This is a genomic window from Gluconobacter thailandicus F149-1 = NBRC 100600, from assembly GCF_000964465.1.
Taxonomy (GTDB): domain Bacteria; phylum Pseudomonadota; class Alphaproteobacteria; order Acetobacterales; family Acetobacteraceae; genus Gluconobacter; species Gluconobacter thailandicus.
The window spans coordinates 1-20,963 of record NZ_BANH01000011.1 but is presented as its reverse complement, the minus strand read 5'-3'; the positions used below and the strand labels follow the sequence as shown (position 1 = coordinate 20,963).

Below are 20,963 nucleotides of genomic sequence, written 5' to 3'. Positions count from 1 at the left end.
CACAGCGGAGGTATCCGATTCCGTTTCTGGGGGAGTGGGAAGGTTTGATGACGGATAAAAGACTCTTTTATGACGAACCATGTCATCTATTTGAAAATATGTGTCTTTTCCCTGGAAGGTGATCTGGAGGTGTGATTCTGGGCAAAATGCAACTCGGATCAGGGTGTTGCATTTCTGCACAGACCTTCCCGGGGCGTGTCATGAAACTATCATGCAGGGGCTACTGTTTCTCGCAGCAGGCTGGGTCTAGTACATACTTCGGTTTTTCAATGCCCGATGAGGGATCATCATGATTAAGAGCAAGCTTGCGCTTTTCGGCTTTGTCGCAATGACGGCCCTTGGGTCCGCTTCCCTGTCTTCCGCACAGGCTGCGGAAATCACGGGAGCCGGCTCCAGCTTTGCCGCTCCCATCTATGGAGCATGGGGCGAAGGCGCCAAGCATCAGATCGGTGTGAATGTGAACTACCAGAGCGTCGGTTCCAGCGCCGGTCAGGATCAGGTTGTGGCCCGCACGGTTGATTTTGGCGCTTCTGACAAGCCGATGGCTGCCGAGCGTCTGGCTTCCGAACATCTGTATCAGTTTCCGACGGTCATGAGCGGTATCGTTGTCGTTGTGAACGTTCCGGGCATCGAGCCTGGCACCCTTCGTCTCGATGGGCCTACCCTCGCCGGGCTGTACGATGGTGAAATCACGGAATGGGATGATGACCGCATCAAGGCCCTCAATCCGGGGCTGAAGCTCCCGGAAACGGACGTAGCTCCGGTTCATCGTGCGGACGGTTCTGGCACGAGCTTTGTTTTCACGTCGTATCTGTCCCAGGTGTCTCCTGAGTGGAAGCAGAAGCTGGGTGCTGGTACGTCCGTCGCATGGCCGGGCGGTTCGGGTGCCCGTGGAAACGATGGCGTTGCTGCCATGGTCAAGCAGACCGAAGGTGGCATTGGATACGTCGAGTATTCCTATGCAGCCCAGAACCACCTCAACATTGCCCAGATGAAAAATCACACGGGGGCATTTATTTCCCCGACGCTGAAGAGCTTCGAGGAAGCTGCAAATGCTGCGGACTGGATCCATGCAGACCATTATGCCGTGAACCTGCTGGATACGGCTGGTCCAGGTGCTTGGCCGATTGTCACGGCGACATTTGTGCTGGTTCCGACCAATCCGAAAGACGCCACAACCGCCAAGGCAGTCCGTGACTTTTTTGCCTGGGGTTTTCAGCATGGCGACGCGGATAATACCCGTCTCGACTATGTTGGCCTTCCGCAGAATGTGAAGGATGCCGTTCTGGCGGGCTGGGGTCAGTAATCCCCCGTTTTCCTTGTCTGACGTGCTGTTTCTCTCAATTGGGGGATAGTCAGGTCATGCAAAAAGGCGTTGAGTGCGGGAGCGGGCTTCTTCATCTGAGGAAAGCCCGCTTTCCTGTTTTGCCTTGCCCAGACATGGTGCGATTTTGCCCGTTTCCTCCAAGCCTGCTGCCCCTGTAGGGACTCTTTCCCCGGTTGTCCGAATTCTGATCGGGCTGATTTTTATTCTGGGGCCTGTTTCAACAGATATGTATCTGCCAGCATTTCCCATGTTGGAGCATGATCTGGGGCAGGGGGCTGGCTCAGCACAGCTTACACTGACGGCATGGCTGGCGGGTCTCGCCATCGGGCAGTTCACGCTTGGGCCGCTCTGCGATCGATATGGCCGCAAGTTGCCATTACTGCTTGGGCTGGTGGTTTACGTGATTGCTTCGGCCCTGCTGGCTGTCGTCACGAATTTCCATCTTTTCTGCGTTCTGCGTTTCATTGCTGCGATGGGGGGGTGCGACAACGTCCGTTGCGCCACGTGCCATGGTGCGCGATGTGGCGACCGGTACAGCTGGTGTTAAGCTGATGTCCCAGCTGATGCTGATTTTTGGGCTGGGGCCTTTGCTGGCGCCATCAATCGGCAGCTTCCTGCTGGATCTTGGCGAATGGCGCCTCATTTTCTGGGTGGGCGCCGGGTTTGGCGTCCTCCTGTTTCTGGGGACCTGGTTTCTGCTGCCGGATACTTTTCCGCCTGAAAAGCGTTTCGCGCTTCCCTTTACAGGCGTGGTTGCTCGTTACAGAGACCTGATCACTGAACCACTCTTCTGTTCAGCCGCAATGGTGGCAAGCTTTGGTACGTTCACCATGTTTGCCTATCTTTCCAATGCACCGGCCCTTTTTGAGGGAATACTGCATTTCTCGCCGCGTCTCTTTGCCATGTTCTTTGGGCTGAACGCGGTAGGGTTCGTGATCGGCTCACAGATCAATGCGCGGCTAGCGCACAGGTTCCTTTTCACCCGGGTCATGGAGTACGGCATGATGGCCGTACTGACCTTCACGGTGCTTGGCGTGCTTGTCTGTTCTCTCGGGCTCGTTGGCCCACAGAACCCATGGCCGCTCTGCGGGCTTATCTTCTGCACGACGACATGCCTGGGGTTTGTTGGGCCAAATGCGGGTGTTCTGGCCCTGACACACCACGGACATCAGGCCGGTGCAGCCTCTGCCCTCATTGGGACACTGAACTGGACCATTGCAGGAGGTGCAGGCGTTTTGATGGCGCTGCTGCCGTCACACTGGGTCGGGTCCACGTCAGTGGGTATGCTGATCGGAATTCTGGGCTGCTGGGTCAGTGATCTCTGGCGTCGCAGACTGGATCCGGACTCCTATCTTTCAGTTCGTCACTGATTTCGGGAGTGAGAAAACCAAAGGCTGGGGAAATCAGCCTTTGGAAGAAACGCGGTCAGCAGCAACCGTAGCAATCATCAGAGCGCCGATGACGGGCACGAAGGCGATCATCGAAAATTCAGCGAGAAGGCTGGTTGGAAGGCCGATCAGGTGGATCAGGGTCATGGACGTCATGGAAGTTATCTCCGTTTTACTTGCCGTTGATGGCGTGGGACGGGAGAAACTCCAGAAGTACCCTTCAAGGCAACAAATGAAGATGCGGGATCTGCTCTGCGTTTGACGCATGAACCTCTGCCAGAACTTTTCCACATTTGGCGAGAACGGACAGGTTGTTCTTGAAAGAGGATTATTTCGCTCTCGGTCGGGAAGTGTTCTATTCCGCCTAACTGGGTTTTCTTTGTCACCAAAATCCAAGTAGGGGCCTTGTTTGCGCAATAAAATTGCGTCTGGCCTTATTTTGCGTTCGGGTGCGGAAGAGAGAGCCGGTCTCTGCGGAGACCGTGCCAGCTGAGAAAAGTATCTGCCAGAAAGAAGGAAAGAGCCCCCACAGTGCAGACCAGAGCTATGCCAAAAAAGGCTAGCAGCCATGTGGATGTGCTTGCATCGCGCAGAGAACCAACAAAAAGAGCCATCGCGGCCCCGCAAGTTGCGGCCCCGCCGATTGCATTCAGCATGATAGCGACATCCAGAACGAAGATTCGCCGATGGAGTCTGATCTCATGGGCTGCCAAGCGTTCGGGCGTATAAAAAGGGTCTGGCGTCTCTGTGTCCGAGGGAGGAGTCGACAGCCGTTTGCGCACGTCTTCGAGATGATCGGCCACGCGTGCCAGACGTGTATTGAAGACGTTGATTAATGTTCCGATGCCTGAAAGCATGAAAACGGGCGTGAGAGCCACTTGAATCAGGTGGGCGGCACTGTCGACCGCGTCGGGATCATAAGAAACAGGAAAAGGCATGAGGCTTTTTATACTGTATCTTCCGACAGCGAAAAGGCGGGATGCTCTGGAAAACATCCCTTGATATGGAGTAGGGAAAAGCAGCCATTTTCAGAGATACGCACTACATGCCGATCATTGCCCGTCTGTTTCGCCCCGTCTGCACGTTGCTTGGGTCTGCAATGATCGCTGCCTCTTCTGCCTCTGCTCAGGAGACTGCTCACTGTTCCGGGACTGCACGACAGGTTGAGTTTGCGTGCCAGACCTGGACTGAGATTGATCACGCTGTCCGATCCGGAACGGACACTGTCATCATCCCGATAGGCGGAACGGAGCAGAGCGGGCCTTACATGGCCGTCGGCAAGCATAATGTCCGTGCGCAGGTTCTGGCTGACGAAATTGCCCGACAGGCCGGGAATACCCTTGTGGCTCCCGTCGTGGCTTATGTGCCGGAAGGCTCAACAGAGCCTCGTACCTCTCATATGCGCTTTGCAGGAACAATTTCCGTCCCACCGGCTGTGTTCGAGGGGCTTCTGAAGGGAGCTGCCGAGAGCTTTCGGGTTCAGGGCTTTCAGAAAATCGTCTTTATTGGAGATCATGGTGGCTATCAGGCGGCCATGTCTCATGTCGCGCAGGATCTGAACAGACGCTGGAAAGGTCAGGTGGCTGTTCTGGATCTGCGCGATTATTACGAGGTCATACCCCACCAGTATGTCGATACCCTCAAAGCGCAGGGTCATGCGGCGGAAGTGGGAATGCATGCGGAACTGAGCGATACATCCCTGATGCTGGCGGTTGATCCGTCTCTGGTGCGTCAGGATGCGTTGAGAACCGCACCGAAACCCGGTGCCGCTGATGGCGTCTATGGCGGTGATCCGCGCCAGGCCACGCCCGGACTGGGACGTATCGGCACGGATATGCAGATACGCACCGCTGTAACGGCACTTCAGTCCTTCAACAGGAGCCATCCATGAATTTCAAGACACCCCTTCTGGCAGCATTAACGCTGCTGGGAGCCTCTGCGGCTCACGCCCAGACCACGGCTCCTGCCGATGCAAATGCACCGATTCCTGTGCCTCCGGCGCCGGCCGCTCCAGCAGCCCCACCAGCCATGGTGCCTGTCTCGGCTCCCGCCGCGTCTGCTCCTGTGTCAGCACAGGCGTCTTCAGATGCTGTACAGACAATCCCGGGCATGCCGCCGGTCATCGACCCTCACAATATCTACAGTGAGACCACGCCTTCTCACATTTCCCCGGCCATCGCTCATGATCCGGCTCGTGTGTACGTGCCGAATTTGCGCGGAAACAGCGTATCCGTCATTGATCCGGCATCCTTTCAGGTTGTTGACACCTACCCGGTCGGTCGCTCACCGCAGCATGTTGTTCCGTCCTGGGATCTGCGCACGCTGTGGGTCACGAATAACAGTGAAGGCCGCCCGGATGGTTCGCTGACGCCGATTGATCCGGCTACGACCAAGCCCGGCCCGAACGTGGCTGTGGATGATCCGTACAACATGTATTTCACGCCCGATGGCAAGTACGCCATCACGGTCGCTGAAGCTCACAAGCGCCTTGATTTCCGTGACCCGCACACGATGGAACTGAAGGGCTCCGTGGAGACGCCGGAGTGCAAGGGCGTCAATCACGCTGACTTCTCCATTGATGGCAAGTACGCGATCTTCACCTGCGAGTTTGGCGGTTATGTTGCCAAGGTCGACACCGTGAACCTGAAGATGATCGGGATGCTAAAGCTGTCCAAGGGTGGAATGCCGCAGGACATCCTGACCGCACCAGACGGACACAAGTTCTACGTTGCAGACATGATGGCTGACGGTGTGTTTGTTGTGGACGGCGATTCCTTTACGGAAACCGGCTTCATCCCGACAGGTATTGGCACGCATGGTCTGTACCCGAGCCGTGATGGCAAGGTGATGTATGTGGCGAACCGTGGTTCCCACCGTATTCATGGCAAGCGTGGTGGTCCGGGTGGTGTGTCCATCATCGACTTTGCGACGGACAAGGTCATCAAGACCTGGATGATTCCTGATGGCGGTAGCCCGGACATGGGCAATGTCAGCGCTGACGGGAAGCTGCTCTGGCTGTCCGGCCGTTTTGACGATGTGGTTTATGCGATCGATACCGATACCGGTGCTGTCCGCAAAATTCCGGTTGGTGCTGAGCCGCATGGTCTGACGGTCTGGCCGCAGCCGGGCCGTTACAGTGTGGGTCACACAGGTATTCTGCGTTGATCTGACGCTTTTTGCAGGGAGGTTTTGGCCTCCCTGTTTTTTCTGGTTTGTCAGCCTGTTTCTTTACGCAGCATCCAGAGGTCTTTCTTCGTTAAAAATAGAAATGGACGTACCGTTCCTAAGGGAGCTGTATTCCGACTGTCTTCCCTGTTTTCTGAGTGTCTGGGTCGTCTGAGCGATATCCAGATAGTCGTTAAATAACCTGGGAACACGAACACTTGCGTCCATTTTAATCGCAGATCCGCTATTGTCTTGATGCATACTGAAAAGGTGGATTGATTATGCTGGGTATTTCAACATTGTGCTTTACTGTCGCAGTGATTGCAGGAACCTGGCTTGGGATTAATGTTCTGCAAGGGCGACGACCTCTCCGGATCATGAAGCCCATCCATGTTGGTGCAGCGCTAATCGGATCAATCTTCATGATTGTTGCTCTGATCAATGGCGAGCAGGGGCTTATGCTGAACGTCGCGCTGGCGGTTGCCGTGGTGGCGTTTGGTGTTCTCATGAGCTGGGCGCGGAAAAAGGGTTACCTGATTGCGCCGCTGTATGTGTGCCATATTCTTTTGGCGGTCATGTTTTATATATCACTGGTTTCCATCACGCTGTTTCCGAATTTCTAGGCGTGTCTTTAAGGCGGAATGCTGCTGAACCGGCATTTCCGCCTCAAGTCATTTCAGGGGGCCTTTGGAGCTGGCTGTGGAGCCGTGTCATTGGCGACATGGAACTGCATGGCATTGCCGGGGGGCGTCGTTGTATATGCAGTTGGTGTGTAGAATCTGACGCCTTCTTCCGCAAAACGGTTGGTTACGATGCGGTTGAACTCGCGCTTGACCTTCCACTTCATCATGGGCGTCGTGCGGATGCTTCCGATCAAAGTCGCGCCGCCACTATCGCTCTGATCCACGCCGAGATCCGTATAATCGGACAGGATCATCGGGCCGAAGACCGGATCGGAGCGCATTTCCTTGACGGCTTTGGACATGATTGCCGAGACGCGCGGTAAGTCCTCGGACAGGTCAAGCTGCTGCTTGATGACGATCTGGTTGTAGCCACGCGCGGTATTGGCAATCGACGACACGGACGAGAACGGGATGATGTGCAGATCACCCGTAATATCGCGCACCTTTACGGTGCGGATGGAGAGGTTTTCCACGGTTCCCGAGACGCCGCCTGTTGTCACCCAGTCACCTACCTGAATAGCGTCTTCCACCAGCATGAAGAAGCCGGTGATGAAGTCCTTCACAAGGCTTTGCGAACCGAAAGCAATGGCGGCACCCAGGATACCCGCACCTGTCAGAAGTGGGGTCACGTTGATCCCGATCTGGGACAGCGTCGTGACGGCAACGATGATGATGATGATGGCCAGCAGGACCGTGCGGATAATGGGCAGGACAGTCCGCAAACGTGTTGCGCGTGAACGCTGGCCTGAGTTTTCGAAGGACGTCAGCTGACGGTTCAGGACAATGTTGACGACTTCCCAGATGGCCGCAGCCACAGTTACGGCAATCAGCATCGTCAGCACGGTGTCCATCAGACGTCGGCCCAGGGCGTTCTTGATGAAGAAGCCGAAGGTTGGCAGCCCCCATGCTTCCGTGATGGCGACAAGTGTCAGGAACAGGATCATGCCGGTCAGAACCGTGCGGGCTGCGGGGTAGTAGCGGTCCGCGCGTTTCTGGAGCTCGGGAAAGCGCTCTTCAAGCTGTGGGTTGACCCGGAAGAAGCGGTCCTGAAGGCCATAGGCGAGCACTGCGCCAAGGCGGGAGGCTACCAGTACGGCAATGGTTGTGCCTGTAGTTTTCAGAATCCATGTATAGCCGCCCTGAAGATGGGCAGCCCACACGATCCACAGGGAAATATCCAGGAACATGGCTGGAACCCACCACAGGCGGGTAATGGCTGCGATGGCCGTCCATATTCCGGTTTTCTTGCCAATGGTGCTTGGCTGGAGGGCGCGGCTTACAATATGCCGGATGCGCCAGATGAAGGCGGCCATCAGAATATGTTCGACCAGAACCACACCACGGATCATGGCATTCGTGCCGCGTGGGGTCAGGTTGAACTGAGCACCGAGCTCAGACAGGCAGATGACAATGGCGGGCGCTGCAACCAGTACATTCCACCAGCGCGTCACCAGGAAAGCCGTAGGGTTGCTGGCGGGAAGCAGGCGGATGGTTGGAGAACGTGGTGTAAAGCCTGTCTCTACCAGAAGATAAAGGCCCCGGGCACCTGCATAGCAGTAAGCCAGCGTGAGAATGACATTGGCCGTTTGGTCACTGATGGGGAGAATCCAGATGGATGGTACTGTCAGCAGCAGAAAGGCCAGAACCGGAACGGCTTTCAGCAGCAAATGCATCAGGGAATACGGAATACGGGCGAGGAAACGGAGTGTCTCCACCTGCCTGCGCTGGTCTTCCGCGCGGGTCTGGCTGGATGTGCTGGTCGCGGTTGCGGCGGCAATTTCCGCATCGGTTTCGATCGGTTCGCGGGCGTTGCGAGCTTCCTGTGCCTGTGCCTTACGGGTTGTTTCCTGAAGCGGATTTCGGAGCATCAGCGCTACGCCACGTTCTACCGCAAGGCCGCAGGCGATAACGATAAAGGCGATTCCGAAAGCATGCAGGATTGGTGCGCGCGTTTCAGCGGAGGCGAGCTGCGTACGGAACCAGTGCCCGACGAGACCCAGATCTTTGAAGAGGCTGAGGAAGTTGTGAACATAGCCCAGAGACTGTGTCCGGACGCTGTTCAGGCCGTTGCCGATTTCCGGGGAGACTTCCGGCAGGGCTTTCGTCTCGGGAGCCGGTGCTTTGGGAGAAGGTGTTTCCTTGATGCCCCGGGCCATGAGCGACAGCGTGTGAGTAAAGGCGTCACGCTGTTTGGGATCATTCAGAACATTCAGAAGCTGCTGTGCTTCCTGTGCAGACAATGGGGCCGCAACTGCGGTCTGTGGCACGGGTTTGGCCGCGGGTGTCTCCGCCTGGGCAGCAGGTGCCGCGAACACGGCCGTCAGGAAAATCAGGAAAGCCGTGAAGGAATGATGGATCTTTCTAGGGAGTATCCGTGACGGAGCGGGCCGTAAGGGGGAACACATCGCTCTGAAATTTCCTTGTATGCCGTGGAGCCGGAGCGGTCCGGGGAAAGGGAGGCGGGAGTGCCGTGTCTGCACGCGCCATTTTCAGCAGGAGTGCCACAGGATGAGGTCTTCTGTCCAAGACGTGATGCCCTATTCTGCCGCTTCCATTGGATCCGTTGTTGTGGCAGCCAACTGCTCGTTTGCTTCAAGAGCTTCGAGTGCATCGGCATGATCGATCCCCCAGAGGTAAAGCTGCTCGATGGGCTCTACAAAGACTTTCCCGAGTGGTGTCAGGCTGTATTCCACATTGGGGGGCATGATCTGATGGATCTGTCGGTCGATGAGGCCTTTCTCTTCAAGTTCACGTAGTGTCTGGGTCATCATTTTTTTTGAAAGACCGGGAATGCTGCGCTGAAGCTGCCCGGGGCGGGAAGAGCCGCCAAGAAGATGCAGCGTGTGGAGGATCATCGTGGTCCATTTCCCGCTGAAAAGTCTCAGGATTCTACGGGGAACACAGTCTTCGGCGAACGGGGCCTGCCGGTAATGTGCGGGGAGAGAGCGGGTCATTTCATGGGAACCTTTTGGTATCCAGGGCACAATATGGTGCCGTCTGGAAGTCTGTTCGCCAAGCGGTCAAATGAAGGGCGAACCACTTTTCCGGAGAGGAGACCCTGATGTCCCGGATTGCTCTTGTTGTTGGATCGACAGGTATTGTTGGACAAAATCTGGCCGCCCGCCTCGTTGCAGAAGGCTGGACGGTTTATGGGCTGGCCCGTCGCCCGCGTCATGACATGGCGGGTGTTCTGCCGATTGCGGCAGATCTGCTGGATCTGCAAAACCTGAAATCTGCTCTGAAGGCTTTGACGCCTACGCATGTGTTTTTCTGCTCCTGGCTCAGGCAGGAGACAGAAGAAGAGAACTGCCGCGTCAATTCAGCGATGGTTCGAAACGTGTTCGAGGCCCTTCCTGAACCGGAAAAACTGGAACACGCCGTGCTTACAACCGGAATGAAGCACTATCTTGGCCCCTTTGAGGCTTATGCTTCCGGTGAGCCCCCTCAGACGCCTTTCCGTGAAGAAATGCCACGTCTTCCGCTGGCCAATTTCTATTATGATCAGGAAGACGAGCTGTATGCCGCCGCAGAAAAGTATGGCTTCTCCTGGAGTGTGCATCGTCCCCATACCATTATCGGATATGCGGTGGGGAATGCGATGAACATGGGGAGCACCTTGGCTGTTTATGCGACGATTTGCCGTGAAACGGGGCGTCCGTTTGTCTTCCCAGGCTCAGATGTTCAGTGGAACAGCCTGACGGATCTGACAGATGCACGTCAGTTGGCGCGACAGCTGCTTTGGGCTTCGACGTCTGATGGTGGCCGTAATGAGGCGTTCAATGTCGTCAATGGCGATGTCTTCCGTTGGAAATGGCTCTGGCCGCGTCTGGCGGCCTGGTTCGGGCTGGAAGCTGCTCCTTATCCTGGGCATGAGACGCCGCTTGAAGGGATCCTGTCTCAGGATGGAGATCTTTGGAAACAGATCAGTACCAAATACGGATTGGTTGAAAGCCAGATCGAAAGACTGGCCTCCGCTTGGCACACGGATGCTGATCTGGGACGCCCTGTTGAGTGTGTGACGGATCTGTCCAAGAGCCGTCTGGCTGGCTTCGACGGATGGCAATACACACCAGACTCGTTCCTCGATCTGTTCGAGCGTTTGCGGGCTGAGAAACTGATTCCCTGAGGGGATAAGCGCAAAACAGGATTTAATTAGTCCTGTTTTGCGAAAAGGCGCTGTTTTCTCTGACACAGAGTGTTATGCAGGCTGTCCTGTTTTATCCTGAGGGAATGGGACTGCCTTGCGTCGCGTATTAAGTCTGTTGGCCCTGCTAGCGGTGGGGATATGTGGTCTGGGGGCCGGTGGGTCGTCTTTTGCGGCAGAAAGCCCGGCGGTGGCTTCTGCCAATGACACGGCCACGCTGGTCACGGACAGGGATGCCGTTGGGCCGGACCAGAAGCTGCGGGTTGGGCTGAGACTTCAGCTTAAGCCCGGATGGCACACATACTGGGTTAATCCCGGCGACGCAGGTGACACGCCGACATTGGATGTGACGGCGCAGGGCAATGCGACGGGCAAGACATCCACAATTCACTGGCCCATGCCTGTGCGTTTGAGCGAGGGCGGCCTTATGTCCTACGCTTATGTCGGGGATGTGTTGTTGCCTGCCGATATGGCCCTGCAGGGGACGGGGCCGACGACGCTTCGTGCTCATGCTGAGTGGCTTGTCTGTGCGGAAGTCTGCATTCCCGAAAGCGGTGACTTCACATTGAATCTGCCTGCAGCAGAAGGTGCAGCTCCTGCGGGCGCACAGGCCGGTCTGTTTCAGGCTGTTGATGCGAAGATGCCAATTCCTTCTCCATTCAAGGCCCAGGTCTCAGCTGAAGGGCTTTTGACGCTGGAGGGCAAAGGTCTGTCGTCAGCGGCAGTTTCGGATGCGTGGTTCCTGCCCGCCGAGGGGGGAATGATCGATCAGGTTGCGTCCCAGTCTTTCAAGGTGAAGGACGAACGTCTGTCATTGCAGTTGAAATTTCTGAAGACAGCGCATCGCGATCATCCGCTTCAAGGGTTGGTTGTTCTGAAAGATGAGGCTGGACAGGAAAGTCCGATCGAAATTTCGGCAGACCAGACTGTGGCAGCAGCGGCGACTGTGCCGGCGGCTTTACCCGCCCATGTTTCCGCAGATGCCATTCCGACAGGGGCTGGCTGGATACGGGTGCTGGCTTTTGCTTTTGTTGGCGGTCTCATTCTGAACCTCATGCCTTGTGTTTTCCCAGTCCTGGCCATGAAGGCTCTGTCTCTGGCCAGAATGGGCGGAGTGGGGCGCAGTGTGCATTTTCAGAGCGCTTTCTTTTACACGCTGGGCGTAACGGGGGCGTTTGCGGCTCTTGGGATCGTGATGATCGGGCTGCGTATTGCGGGGTCTGCCGCTGGGTGGGGCTTCCAGTTCCAGTCGGCCGGATTCGTGGTGGGTGTCTGCTGGTTGCTGTTTGGCATGGCGCTGAACCTGTTGGGAGTTTTTGAAATCAGTGCGGGGCGTCTGGCGCAGTTGCATCCTCATGGCGCCGGGCATGCGGGTGATATGCTGACGGGCCTTTTAGCTGTGATTGTTGCTACGCCTTGCACCGCGCCTTTCATGGGCGTTGCCATTGCGGGCGCTTTGGGTGGACCACCTCTGATGGGGCTTCTTGTGTTCCTGTCGATGGGGCTTGGGTTGGCTGCGCCTTATGTTCTTGTGGCGAGCGTTCCGGGGCTTGCGTCCCGGATGCCGAAGCCTGGGGCCTGGATGGGTGTTCTGAAGCAGGCACTCGCCTTCCCGCTGCTGGCAACCTGTGTTTGGCTTCTGTGGGTTGCGACAATTGAGCGTGGCACGAATTTCGTTGTCGTAGCTGGAGGCGGGCTGGTTCTGCTGGGCTTTGCCGCCTGGATTTATGGAATGGGACAGCATCGCGCGATGCGTGAAGGTGGCCGCGGAACAGTTCTGTTCTGCCGTGTTGTTGCTGTGCTGTGCATGGCCTTCTGCGGTGGTTTTCTGGCGCGGAGTCTAGGCGAGCCGGTTTCTGCTGCTTCGACGACAATGACCTCTGCGGATAATCTTATCCAGCCGTTTTCGGACAAGGCGCTTGCCGACCTGCGTGCTGAAGGAAAACCTGCCTTTGTGGATATGACCGCGTCCTGGTGCATCACCTGTATGGTAAACGAGCGTGTTGCGCTGGATGTTGCTTCCGTTCGTCAGGCGTTTTCCGAGCGGCATGTGGCCTATCTCAAGGGCGACTGGACGAACCGGGATGCCGGTATTTCAGCCTACCTGAAGGACCATGGGCGGGATGGCGTGCCACTGTATGTCTATTATCCGCCAAAGCATGGCACGGAAGTGGTGCTTCCTCAGATCCTGACACCAGGAATGGTTCTGGATATTATCGGGCACTGATTTTTCTGTTTCAGCCCGGAATGTGGAAAAGCCCTGCTTCCTTGGGGAGGCAGGGCTTTTTTTATGTTTCAGCGATTGGTGTGGCGGGGGTCATCCTGCGGATTGACGTAGGTCATGGTGAACGGGCCAGTGCCAGACACCTGTACGATGGCACCCTGGGTTCCGGCTTTAAGTGCGTGTGGGACATTGGGTGGTAAATGGACGAAGCCGCCTGCCGCCAGAACCTTGTCTTGGTCGGTTGTGATGGTTGGGCCGATATAGTGATGGATGCTGCCGCCCAGAACGGTCAGCATTTCGTCCATATTGTGGGTATGGGGCGGGATGACAGATCCGGCCGGCATCATGACGCGTAGGGTGAATGGTCCGGCCTTGTCAGCGGAGCCATACAGGAAAGACATGCGTGTTCCGCTCGGGAACATGGGCGGTGCTGGCTGCCAGGCTATAGTGTCGGCGCCCGGAATAATGCGAACGTCGTTGCCCGTCTGAGCGAGGGCGGAGCCTCCTGCCAGAGTGCAGATCAAAGCTGCGGCAGAGAGTGTCCTGAAGGAAAACATTGTCTGTTCCTCATGTATGCTGGCGTGTGCCTGTCGCACTTAACGCGGAGGCCGACCTGCCGTTCAGCACTTGGATGAGGTGTTATGTTTCCAGGGGCGCCAAAAAGGTTTTTTCGACTTCGGCAATGACCAGCCGTGCGGCGCCGGAAAGCTGACGGGCCTGATCGACGCACAGGGCCAGCGTCAGAGGTGAGACATCTCGGTTGGAAATGGGAACGAACGCCAGTTCTCCGCTTGTCACTTCCTTCATGACATCCAGCATGCTGAGAATGCCCAAGCCCACACCTTCCAGCACCAGAGACTTGATCATCTGGATGTTGTCGGACGAGGCGACAGGCTGAACGCTGACGTTGCTGTCGATTTCCAGAATTTCGATCTGTCTTTGCAGAGCGAGCGGCTGCTGCGGCATGACCATTGGGTATTCTGCACAGATGCTGAATCTTGCGCTTTTCTGCTGGGCTACCGGGTGATCGGGCAGGCAGATGAAGCCGAGCGGATAATCGATATGGGTTCTTACTAGCAGGCCACGGGCCTGTGTGGGGTTGAGGAGGAGCGCGAAGTCCACTTCTCCACTGATGAGTGCTTGCTGGATAACGGCATTATCCAGAACGTGTGTGCAGATGGTGATGCCAGGATGACTTTTGCGAAGGTCTTTCAGGATGCGGGGGAGGAAGCCGGTGGTCAGGGCATCTGGCAGGGCGATATCGACCTGCCCGCGTCTTAGTCCGCGCATGTCTTCAAGCTGTGTGCGGACTTCCTGCATCTCCCGCATCCACTGCTTGCCGTTTGTATAGAGAAGCTCCCCGGCGGCTGTCAGGCGCAAGCCGCTGGGGAGGCGCTCGAAGAGTGGGGTGCCGAGAGCGTCCTCACCGTGAAGGATCTGCCGGTCGATGGCCGATGCCGCGATCCGGAGATGTTCGGAGGCCTTCCGGATCGAGCCGTACTGGGCAACGGACAGGAAGTAACGGAGGAAGCGTGAGAAAGCCGGCATGGAGATACGCTCTTTTTTCGAGAACGGTAGGGACGTTTTTCTGAGATATACGAGAATACCCCTCTATGAAACACTTCAGAGAGGCAGGTGAACCCTGTCATTTTGACACAGGAAGAAACTCTGGTCATTTCTTATGGAAGACCACGATCCTGTGCCTGTTCTTTAGGATAAGATGCTCATGACACGTTCTCCTTCCCCGACTGACGGCCTGGCCACCCTTTCGGCGCAGGTTCATGAGGATCTTGCGAAGATCAGGTATGCGACCGGGAACTGGAATATTCCGGTTCAGAAAGAGGGTGAGGATGTTCTGGATGTTGCCATTATTGGCGGCGGACAGGGTGGTCTGACGGCCTGTTTCGGGCTGCGTCGTCAGGGCGTGACGAATACGCAAATTTTTGAGCGCGCTGCAAAGGGTGGAGAAGGCCCGTGGGTCACGTTCGCCCGGATGATCACGTTGCGGACGCCAAAGCATGTGACGGGGCCGGATCTGGGAATTCCGAATCTGACGCCGCAGTCCTGGTATGAAGCCCGCTATGGCAAGGCAGCCTGGCAGTCGCTCGACAAGATCTCGCGGCACGACTGGCAGTCTTATCTGGACTGGGTGCGTGACACGCTCGAACTGCCGGTCGTCAACGATCAGGAACTCGTTCATGTGGAGTGGACGGGCGGGCTTCTGCGTCTGACGTTCCGGAATGCTGCTGGTGTCGAGACAAAGCGTTGGGCGCGCCGGATGGTTCTGGCTACGGGAATTGATGGTGGCGGAGCCTGGTTCGTTCCCCCATTCATTTCGGAGAACCTTCCGAAGTCGGTTTATGCCCATACGCATGAGAATATTGATTTCGACGCTCTGAAGGGTAAGCGGATCGGCGTCTTGGGTGCTGGTGCGTCTGCTTTTGATAATGCTGCGACGGCACTGGAATCCGGTGTGGGGCGTGTGGATCTGTGTCTGCGTCGCACGAAGATTCCAGCCATCAATCCGTATCGCTGGATGGAAAATGCGGGCTTCCTTGCGCATTTCTCGGAGCTTCCGGATCTGACTCGCTGGCGCTTCATGCGTTGCATCTACAATCTGAACCAGCCGCCGCCACAGGATACGTTCTGGCGCTGCCGCAAGCATGAGAACTTCGCTTTCCATCCCGGTACGCTCTGGACGTCTGCGCGGATGGATGGTGACGAGGTGGTGGTCGAAACGCCCAATGGTGAGATGCGCTTTGACTTCCTCATTATCGGAACAGGTTTCTCTATTGATCTGAAGCACCGTCCGGAAACGCAGGATTTTGCGGATTCCGTGATGCTATGGAGCGATCATTTCGCTCCACCGGAGGGGGAGGAAAGCACGCTGCTGTCCAGCCATCCATATCTGGGGCAGCGTTTCCAGTTCCTGCCGAAAGATCCGTCCGATCCGAAAGCGCCGATGCTGGCGGCAATCTACAATTTCACGTTTGCATCAATGCCCAGCATGGGTCTTTCAGGGGCATCCATCAGTGGGATGCGCTTCGGTGTCGAGAAGCTGACGCGCGGTATTGCGCGTGATCTTTTCGTGGAAGACGGCGAGAAGCATCTGGAAAGCCTGCTGTCCTATGACACGGAAGAACTGATCAGCCTTGATCCGCCAACGGTTTGAGGGGGAGGCAGCACAGATGAGCACGAAGACTTATCCCCGTGACATGATCGGCTATGGCCGAACGCCACCTGATCCGAAATGGCCAAATGGTGCGCGGATCGCGGTTCAGTTCGTCATCAACTATGAAGAAGGCGCGGAAAATTCGGTTCTGCATGGAGATGCGGGATCGGAGGCTTTCCTATCTGAAATGGTCGGGACGAAGTCCATCATTGGTGCGCGCTGTGCGCAGATGGAAAGCCTTTATGAGTACGGCAGTCGCGCTGGGTTCTGGCGTTTGCAGCGCCTGTTTGAAAAGGCTGGCATGACCACAACCGTGTTTGGTGTGGCCAAGGCTCTGGCGCGTAATCCGGATGCCGTAGCTGCCATGCAGGAAAGCGGCTGGGAAATTGCCACGCACGGTTTGCGCTGGATTGATTATCAGGATTTTCCGGAAGACGTGGAGCGCGAGCATATCCGAGAGGCGATTGCGCTTCATACGGAAGTAGTCGGGGAGCGCCCGCTGGGGTGGTATCAGGGCCGGACCAGCCCGAATACGGCCCGTCTGGTCGTGGAAGAAGGCGGCTTTGTTTATGATGCCGATTCTTATGCGGATGATCTCCCGTATTACGATCGCTCCCATGGCAAGCCGCAGTTGATCGTACCTTACACACTTGATGCCAATGACATGAAGTTCGCAGCGCTCAATGGCTTTACTGAGGGCGAGCAGTTCTTCCAGTATCTGCGGGATGCGTTTGACATGCTGTATGCGGAAGGGGGGCGTATGATGTCTATCGGGCTGCATTGCCGTCTAGCTGGCAAGCCTGCGCGTGCGCTGGCGCTTCAGCGTTTTCTGGAGCATGTGGCGTCCCATGAGGATGTCTGGGTCGCGTCCCGGCTTGATATTGCCCGGCACTGGATGAGTGTGCACCCCGCATGAAGATTTCTGATGTAAATGCCATGACGCCGGATGTTTTCGTCCAGACGTTTGGCGGACTTTACGAACATTCGCCCTGGATAGCTGAGGGGGCTCTGGCAGCGCGGCCATTTGCGGATGTGGGTGTCATGCTTGCGACGTTTTCTGACGTTGTGCGGAATGCGGGCGAGGAGGCTCAGTTGGCACTGGTTCGGGCGCACCCTGAATTGGGTCATCGTGCGGGGATCGATCCAGACCTGACTGCGGAGTCTGCGTCCGAGCAGGCGTCTGCTGGGTTGGATCGCCTCACGCCTGCGGAATATGAGCGATTTAAGACGTTGAATGCGGCTTATGGAAAGGCTTTTTCCATGCCGTTTGTCATCTGCGTGCGTAAAGTGGCAGCACCGGGGCAGGTGGCCAAGACGGTTATCATGGATGAAATGGAACGTCGTCTGAGCGGGACGCCTGAGGCGGAACTGAAAGAGGCTCTGTCGCAGATCGATGCGATTGCAGGGCTGAGACTGAAAGATCTGGTGACATCATGAGCTCATTATCCACGCATATTCTGGATACGGTGTCGGGCCGTCCGGCGGCTGGGGTGTCTTTCCGGCTTTTTCAGGAAGATGCTGTTCTTTTCGAAGGCGTGACGGACCATGACGGACGGTGTCCTGCCTTGCGGGAGATCCCGCTGGAGCGTGGTACTTATCGTCTGGAGTTCGAGATTGGTGCCTATTTCCGGGCGGGAGGGCATGTGCTGTCTGATCCGCCTTTTCTGGATGTTGTGCCGATTGTGTTTGGTCTGGGTGAGGGTACGCATGCGCATGTTCCGCTGCTCGCTGCGCCTTATGGATATTCCACATATCGTGGAAGCTGAGACCTGATGGCGTCTGATACTTCTGCGATTCATCCGGTTGATGAGAAGCTCCCGCTCTGGCGTCTGGGGGCTTATGGTTTTCAGCATATCCTGGCGTTCTATTCCGCAGCAGTGATTGTTCCGATCCTGGTGGCAGGGGCTTTGCACTTGCCACAGGAGACGCTGATCCATCTGATTGATGCTGACCTGTTCACCTGCGGGATCGCATCCCTGTTGCAGGCTGTGGGCTTCGGGCCGGTGGGTGTACGGCTGCCGCTTCTGCAAGGTGTGACGTTTACGGCCGTTGGCCCGATGATTGCGATTGGGTCGGCTGTTGGTGGTGGAACGCCGGGGCTTTTGTCGATCTATGGATCGGTGATTGTTGCCGGGATCGTCAGTCTGCTCATCGCACCCTATTTTGCGAAGCTGGTTCGGTTTTTCCCACCTGTCGTGACGGGGTCGATCATTCTGGTGATTGGGCTGGCGCTTTTGCCGGTGGCTGCCAATGATATCGTGTCTGGTCATGGGCCCGGCATGGTGCAGGACCGCGTTCCGCTGCGGAGCCTGTGTTACGGGTTGGGAACACTGGCGAGCATTGTGATCGTGCAGCGCCTGTTTCGCGGGTTCATTGCCACGATTGCCGTGTTGATTGGGCTGTGCGTGGGAACACTGGCGGCCTGGCTATTGGGCGATGCCCGCTTCGGGGGCGTGGCGTCTGCGCCGCTGGTGTCCGTCACGCGGCCGTTTTTCTTCGGGACGCCGGTTTTTCATGTGGTGCCGATCCTTTCCATGGTGATCGTTATGGTCATCACGATGGTTGAGACGATCGGCAACGTTTATGCGACTGGTGAAATCGTCGGGAAAACCATTACCCGTGAGGATATCGCGCGGACGTTGCGTGCGGATGGCATTGCTACGCTGCTGGGTGGGGTCTTCAATTCCTTTCCCTATACCTGCTTTGCGGAAAACGTTGGTCTGGTCCGGATGACGGGTGTGAAAAGCCGCTGGGTTGTGGCTGCCGCGGCTGTGATCATGATGCTGCTGGGGTGTCTGCCAAAGCTCGGGGCGATTGTTGCGGCTGTTCCATCACCCGTTCTGGGTGGGGCAGCATTGGCGATGTTCGCGACGGTGGCAGTAGTTGGGGTGCAGACCCTGACGCGGGTGGATTTCAACCGTCAGAGTAACGTCATCATTGTGGGGACCAGCATTGGTCTGGGGATGCTGGCGACGGCACAGCCTCATATTTCGGATACGTTCCCGGCTTGGGCGCAGATCGTGTTTGGAAGCGGCATTACGCTCGGGGCTCTGTCCGCGATCTTTCTGCATCTGCTGTTCAATGTGCGCCGCACTTTGGCTGTTGATCCGGATGCTGAGATTGTGCCGGCAGACCTGCCGGATGAGCGTATTCTTATGGGATTGCCCGTTGAGGCGCGGAAAAGCGAAGAAACTGAGCGACAACGGGGGTTTGGATAGGACATCAGCCGGGATTTCAGTCCCGGCTATGTAGCTTCCGTCCCGCGACATAGGTCGCCTGAACGCTTCGGTCGTCACCCAGCATGGTCAAGGCAAACAGAATATCGGACAGGCTTTCCGCCGTTTGGGTGCGAATTTTCCCCAAGGGCGTGGCTGAGGGGTCAAACACGCAGAGGTCGGCGTGCAGGCCGGGCTTGATGGTCCCAATCTGGTGCTCAAGCCCGAGAGATTGCGCGCCCCCGGCTGTGGCCAGCCAAAGGCCCTGTGCAGGATGGAGTTTTGTTCCTAACCCCTGTGCGACCTTGTAGCCGTCTGACAGAACCTGAAGCAGCGAGAGGGATGGGCCTGCCCCAACATCACTTCCAATGCCGATTTTGACGCGGCGTTCTGGTTTCAGGGCATTAAATAGCGGGAAAGAGCCGCTGCCGAGGAACTGATTGGAGCCGGGGCAATGAGCGATTGAACAGCCGGTATCATGGCAGCGCTGGAAGTCTTCTTCCTGTGCGTGCACACCGTGCGCCAGAATGGCGCGGGGGCGCAGCAGGCCAGCTTTATCGTACACGTCCAGATAGGAATTGCGGTTTGGGAAGAGTTCCTTGACCCATTCGATTTCGGACTGGTTTTCAAGCAGGTGGGTTTGCATGAAGAGGTCGGACCGTGTGGCCAGAAGTGAACCGGCCAGATCAAGCTGTTCGGGGGTGCTGGTGGGTGCAAAGCGGGGCGTGATGGCATAGAGCTGACGACCGCGACCGTGCCAGCGCTCGATCAGGGCGGCCGACTGGTCATAGCCTGACTGGGCTGTATCCCGCAGGTTGGCCGGGGCATTTCGGTCCATCAGGACTTTTCCAGCAATCATACAGGTGTTGAGACGTTCGGATTCCTCAAAGAATGCATCAACGGATTCCGGATGAACCGTGCAGTAAACGGCTGCGGTCGTCGTTCCGGCTCGGAGCAGTTCCTTCAAAAAGGTTCGGGCGATCTGGCGGGCATAGGTGATGTCAGTATAGCGGGCTTCAGCCGGGAAGACGTAGGTTTCCAGCCATTCGAGAAGCTGCTCGCCATAAGAGGCAATGACGGGAAGCTGCGGGTAATGAACGTGTGTGTCTACCATTCCAGCACAGATCAGATGATCAGGATAATGATCGACAGTGATGCCATCCGGGATCTGACTTTTCAGATCGTCCCAAGCGCCAGCAGCGGTGATGATGCCGTTCCTGCACAGGATCAGACCATCGGGCTGGTACGTGACAGCCTCCATGGGATCAACTGTGAAGGGGTCTGCGTGGAAGGTCAGGAAGGGGCCGCGGATGGCAGTGTGATCGGTCATGATGCTTCTCCTATCGCACAGCATTTCAGATCAGGAAACGATTGTGCGGAAGCAGAGCGGCTTTGTTAAATGATCTGGATGTGGTGAGCGCATATTTTAGTCACCGCAAAGATATTTCCGGATATTCGCTAAAATTTTTCGTATTCCGGCTTGAACGAACAAATCCTGATCGGCTCGTCTTCCATTTAGATTTGACAATACTTTTTTAGTTATCGAAACTGTACGGGTTTTAAAGGCCGTAACAAGAAAAACGGGCTTGTTTCTGTGGAATGTTTGATGAGATTTGGAGACGGCGTTACTGATGTCTGATGTGAC

Annotated in this window: 19 protein-coding genes and 1 pseudogene; 12 read left to right on the top strand and 8 right to left on the bottom strand. The window is 56.5% G+C overall.

What is annotated here, in order from left to right; translation table 11 throughout:
* Positions 1-289: 289 nt before the first annotated feature.
* Together pstS and B7444_RS03755 are read left to right on the top strand one after the other, a co-directional pair.
* A complete protein-coding gene (gene pstS, locus B7444_RS03765) occupies positions 290-1,306 on the top strand; it encodes a phosphate ABC transporter substrate-binding protein PstS (RefSeq protein ID WP_007281825.1) in 1,017 nt (338 codons plus the stop codon).
* 247 nt (positions 1,307-1,553) lie between these two features.
* Positions 1,554-2,697: pseudogene (locus B7444_RS03755) on the top strand (multidrug effflux MFS transporter).
* A gap of 33 nt (positions 2,698-2,730) precedes the next feature.
* Here B7444_RS03755 and B7444_RS16580 read toward each other — a convergent pair.
* Both B7444_RS16580 and B7444_RS03750 read right to left on the bottom strand, forming a co-directional pair.
* Positions 2,731-2,871 carry a hypothetical protein gene (locus B7444_RS16580; RefSeq protein ID WP_016737900.1) on the bottom strand — a complete coding sequence of 47 codons (141 nt, stop codon included), beginning with the start codon at positions 2,869-2,871 and terminating at the stop codon, positions 2,731-2,733.
* A 278-nt stretch (positions 2,872-3,149) separates the two neighbouring features.
* Positions 3,150-3,653, bottom strand: a complete 504-nt coding sequence (locus B7444_RS03750; protein WP_015073021.1) for a DUF2721 domain-containing protein — start codon at positions 3,651-3,653, stop codon at positions 3,150-3,152.
* A gap of 107 nt (positions 3,654-3,760) precedes the next feature.
* Between B7444_RS03750 and B7444_RS03745 the strand changes: the two genes are divergently transcribed.
* From B7444_RS03745 to B7444_RS03735, 3 genes are all read left to right on the top strand, one after another.
* On the top strand, positions 3,761-4,606 hold the full coding sequence (locus tag B7444_RS03745) for a creatininase family protein (RefSeq protein WP_007281819.1): 846 nt from the start codon (positions 3,761-3,763) through the stop codon (positions 4,604-4,606).
* Positions 4,603-5,880: a YncE family protein gene (locus B7444_RS03740; RefSeq protein ID WP_007281818.1), complete on the top strand. Its 1,278-nt coding sequence runs from the start codon at positions 4,603-4,605 to the stop codon at positions 5,878-5,880. Before B7444_RS03745 ends, B7444_RS03740 begins: the two co-directional genes overlap by 4 nt.
* A gap of 281 nt (positions 5,881-6,161) precedes the next feature.
* Positions 6,162-6,503 (top strand): hypothetical protein, encoded by a 342-nt coding sequence (locus tag B7444_RS03735; protein ID WP_007281816.1) that lies wholly within the window; start codon positions 6,162-6,164, stop codon positions 6,501-6,503.
* A gap of 53 nt (positions 6,504-6,556) precedes the next feature.
* Here B7444_RS03735 and B7444_RS03730 read toward each other — a convergent pair whose 3' ends face one another.
* Together B7444_RS03730 and B7444_RS03725 are read right to left on the bottom strand one after the other, a co-directional pair.
* Positions 6,557-8,878 carry a mechanosensitive ion channel family protein gene (locus B7444_RS03730; protein WP_007281815.1) on the bottom strand — a complete coding sequence of 774 codons (2,322 nt, stop codon included), beginning with the start codon at positions 8,876-8,878 and terminating at the stop codon, positions 6,557-6,559.
* A gap of 222 nt (positions 8,879-9,100) precedes the next feature.
* On the bottom strand, positions 9,101-9,517 hold the full coding sequence (locus B7444_RS03725; RefSeq protein ID WP_035729451.1) for a winged helix-turn-helix transcriptional regulator: 417 nt from the start codon (positions 9,515-9,517) through the stop codon (positions 9,101-9,103).
* Positions 9,518-9,624: 107 nt separating this feature from the next.
* Between B7444_RS03725 and B7444_RS03720 the strand changes: the two genes are divergently transcribed.
* Both B7444_RS03720 and B7444_RS03715 read left to right on the top strand, forming a co-directional pair.
* On the top strand, positions 9,625-10,689 hold the full coding sequence (locus B7444_RS03720; protein ID WP_007281813.1) for an SDR family oxidoreductase: 1,065 nt from the start codon (positions 9,625-9,627) through the stop codon (positions 10,687-10,689).
* A gap of 151 nt (positions 10,690-10,840) precedes the next feature.
* Positions 10,841-12,934: a protein-disulfide reductase DsbD family protein gene (locus B7444_RS03715; RefSeq protein ID WP_007281812.1), complete on the top strand. Its 2,094-nt coding sequence runs from the start codon at positions 10,841-10,843 to the stop codon at positions 12,932-12,934.
* A 68-nt stretch (positions 12,935-13,002) separates the two neighbouring features.
* Here B7444_RS03715 and B7444_RS03710 read toward each other — a convergent pair whose 3' ends face one another.
* Both B7444_RS03710 and B7444_RS03705 read right to left on the bottom strand, forming a co-directional pair.
* Positions 13,003-13,488 carry a cupin domain-containing protein gene (locus B7444_RS03710; protein WP_007281811.1) on the bottom strand — a complete coding sequence of 162 codons (486 nt, stop codon included), beginning with the start codon at positions 13,486-13,488 and terminating at the stop codon, positions 13,003-13,005.
* A gap of 82 nt (positions 13,489-13,570) precedes the next feature.
* Positions 13,571-14,479 (bottom strand): LysR family transcriptional regulator, encoded by a 909-nt coding sequence (locus B7444_RS03705; protein ID WP_007281810.1) that lies wholly within the window; start codon positions 14,477-14,479, stop codon positions 13,571-13,573.
* A gap of 172 nt (positions 14,480-14,651) precedes the next feature.
* Here B7444_RS03705 and B7444_RS03700 point away from each other — a divergent pair, with 172 nt between their 5' ends.
* Genes B7444_RS03700 through B7444_RS03680 form a run of 5 tightly spaced genes read left to right on the top strand, consistent with a single transcriptional unit; the run spans position 14,652 to position 19,321 of the window.
* Positions 14,652-16,103, top strand: coding sequence for a SidA/IucD/PvdA family monooxygenase (locus tag B7444_RS03700; RefSeq protein ID WP_007281809.1), 1,452 nt, complete (start codon positions 14,652-14,654; stop codon positions 16,101-16,103).
* A 16-nt stretch (positions 16,104-16,119) separates the two neighbouring features.
* On the top strand, positions 16,120-17,019 hold the full coding sequence (gene puuE / locus B7444_RS03695) for an allantoinase PuuE (protein WP_007281808.1): 900 nt from the start codon (positions 16,120-16,122) through the stop codon (positions 17,017-17,019).
* On the top strand, positions 17,016-17,540 hold the full coding sequence (uraD, locus tag B7444_RS03690; RefSeq protein WP_007281807.1) for a 2-oxo-4-hydroxy-4-carboxy-5-ureidoimidazoline decarboxylase: 525 nt from the start codon (positions 17,016-17,018) through the stop codon (positions 17,538-17,540). The genes puuE and uraD overlap by 4 nt, the downstream gene beginning before the upstream one ends.
* A complete protein-coding gene (gene uraH / locus B7444_RS03685) occupies positions 17,537-17,869 on the top strand; it encodes a hydroxyisourate hydrolase (RefSeq protein ID WP_007281806.1) in 333 nt (110 codons plus the stop codon). The genes uraD and uraH overlap by 4 nt, the downstream gene beginning before the upstream one ends.
* Before the next feature lie 6 nt (positions 17,870-17,875).
* A complete protein-coding gene (locus B7444_RS03680; RefSeq protein ID WP_007281805.1) occupies positions 17,876-19,321 on the top strand; it encodes a nucleobase:cation symporter-2 family protein in 1,446 nt (481 codons plus the stop codon).
* Positions 19,322-19,337: 16 nt separating this feature from the next.
* On the opposite strand, the gene guaD is transcribed toward B7444_RS03680, so the two are convergent.
* Both guaD and B7444_RS16925 read right to left on the bottom strand, forming a co-directional pair.
* Complete coding sequence (gene guaD / locus B7444_RS03675) at positions 19,338-20,648, bottom strand: guanine deaminase (RefSeq protein WP_016737894.1); 1,311 nt, start codon at positions 20,646-20,648, stop codon at positions 19,338-19,340.
* A 96-nt stretch (positions 20,649-20,744) separates the two neighbouring features.
* Positions 20,745-20,963, bottom strand: a 219-nt coding sequence (locus B7444_RS16925) for a hypothetical protein (protein ID WP_206778507.1), incomplete at its 5' end; no start/stop codon positions are given.

What these genes read in the sequence shown, in the direction of transcription:
- pstS (WP_007281825.1), top strand. Translation starts at nt 290, where the DNA reads ATGATTAAGAGCAAGCTTGCGCTTTTCGGCTTTGTCGCAATGACGGCC.
- B7444_RS16580 (WP_016737900.1), bottom strand. Translation starts at nt 2,871, where the DNA reads ATGACGTCCATGACCCTGATCCACCTGATCGGCCTTCCAACCAGCCTT.
- B7444_RS03750 (WP_015073021.1), bottom strand. Translation starts at nt 3,653, where the DNA reads ATGCCTTTTCCTGTTTCTTATGATCCCGACGCGGTCGACAGTGCCGCC.
- B7444_RS03745 (WP_007281819.1), top strand. Translation starts at nt 3,761, where the DNA reads ATGCCGATCATTGCCCGTCTGTTTCGCCCCGTCTGCACGTTGCTTGGG.
- B7444_RS03740 (WP_007281818.1), top strand. Translation starts at nt 4,603, where the DNA reads ATGAATTTCAAGACACCCCTTCTGGCAGCATTAACGCTGCTGGGAGCC.
- B7444_RS03735 (WP_007281816.1), top strand. Translation starts at nt 6,162, where the DNA reads ATGCTGGGTATTTCAACATTGTGCTTTACTGTCGCAGTGATTGCAGGA.
- B7444_RS03725 (WP_035729451.1), bottom strand. Translation starts at nt 9,517, where the DNA reads ATGACCCGCTCTCTCCCCGCACATTACCGGCAGGCCCCGTTCGCCGAA.
- B7444_RS03720 (WP_007281813.1), top strand. Translation starts at nt 9,625, where the DNA reads ATGTCCCGGATTGCTCTTGTTGTTGGATCGACAGGTATTGTTGGACAA.
- B7444_RS03710 (WP_007281811.1), bottom strand. Translation starts at nt 13,488, where the DNA reads ATGTTTTCCTTCAGGACACTCTCTGCCGCAGCTTTGATCTGCACTCTG.
- B7444_RS03705 (WP_007281810.1), bottom strand. Translation starts at nt 14,479, where the DNA reads ATGCCGGCTTTCTCACGCTTCCTCCGTTACTTCCTGTCCGTTGCCCAG.
- B7444_RS03700 (WP_007281809.1), top strand. Translation starts at nt 14,652, where the DNA reads ATGCTCATGACACGTTCTCCTTCCCCGACTGACGGCCTGGCCACCCTT.
- puuE (WP_007281808.1), top strand. Translation starts at nt 16,120, where the DNA reads ATGAGCACGAAGACTTATCCCCGTGACATGATCGGCTATGGCCGAACG.
- uraD (WP_007281807.1), top strand. Translation starts at nt 17,016, where the DNA reads ATGAAGATTTCTGATGTAAATGCCATGACGCCGGATGTTTTCGTCCAG.
- uraH (WP_007281806.1), top strand. Translation starts at nt 17,537, where the DNA reads ATGAGCTCATTATCCACGCATATTCTGGATACGGTGTCGGGCCGTCCG.
- B7444_RS03680 (WP_007281805.1), top strand. Translation starts at nt 17,876, where the DNA reads ATGGCGTCTGATACTTCTGCGATTCATCCGGTTGATGAGAAGCTCCCG.
- guaD (WP_016737894.1), bottom strand. Translation starts at nt 20,648, where the DNA reads ATGACCGATCACACTGCCATCCGCGGCCCCTTCCTGACCTTCCACGCA.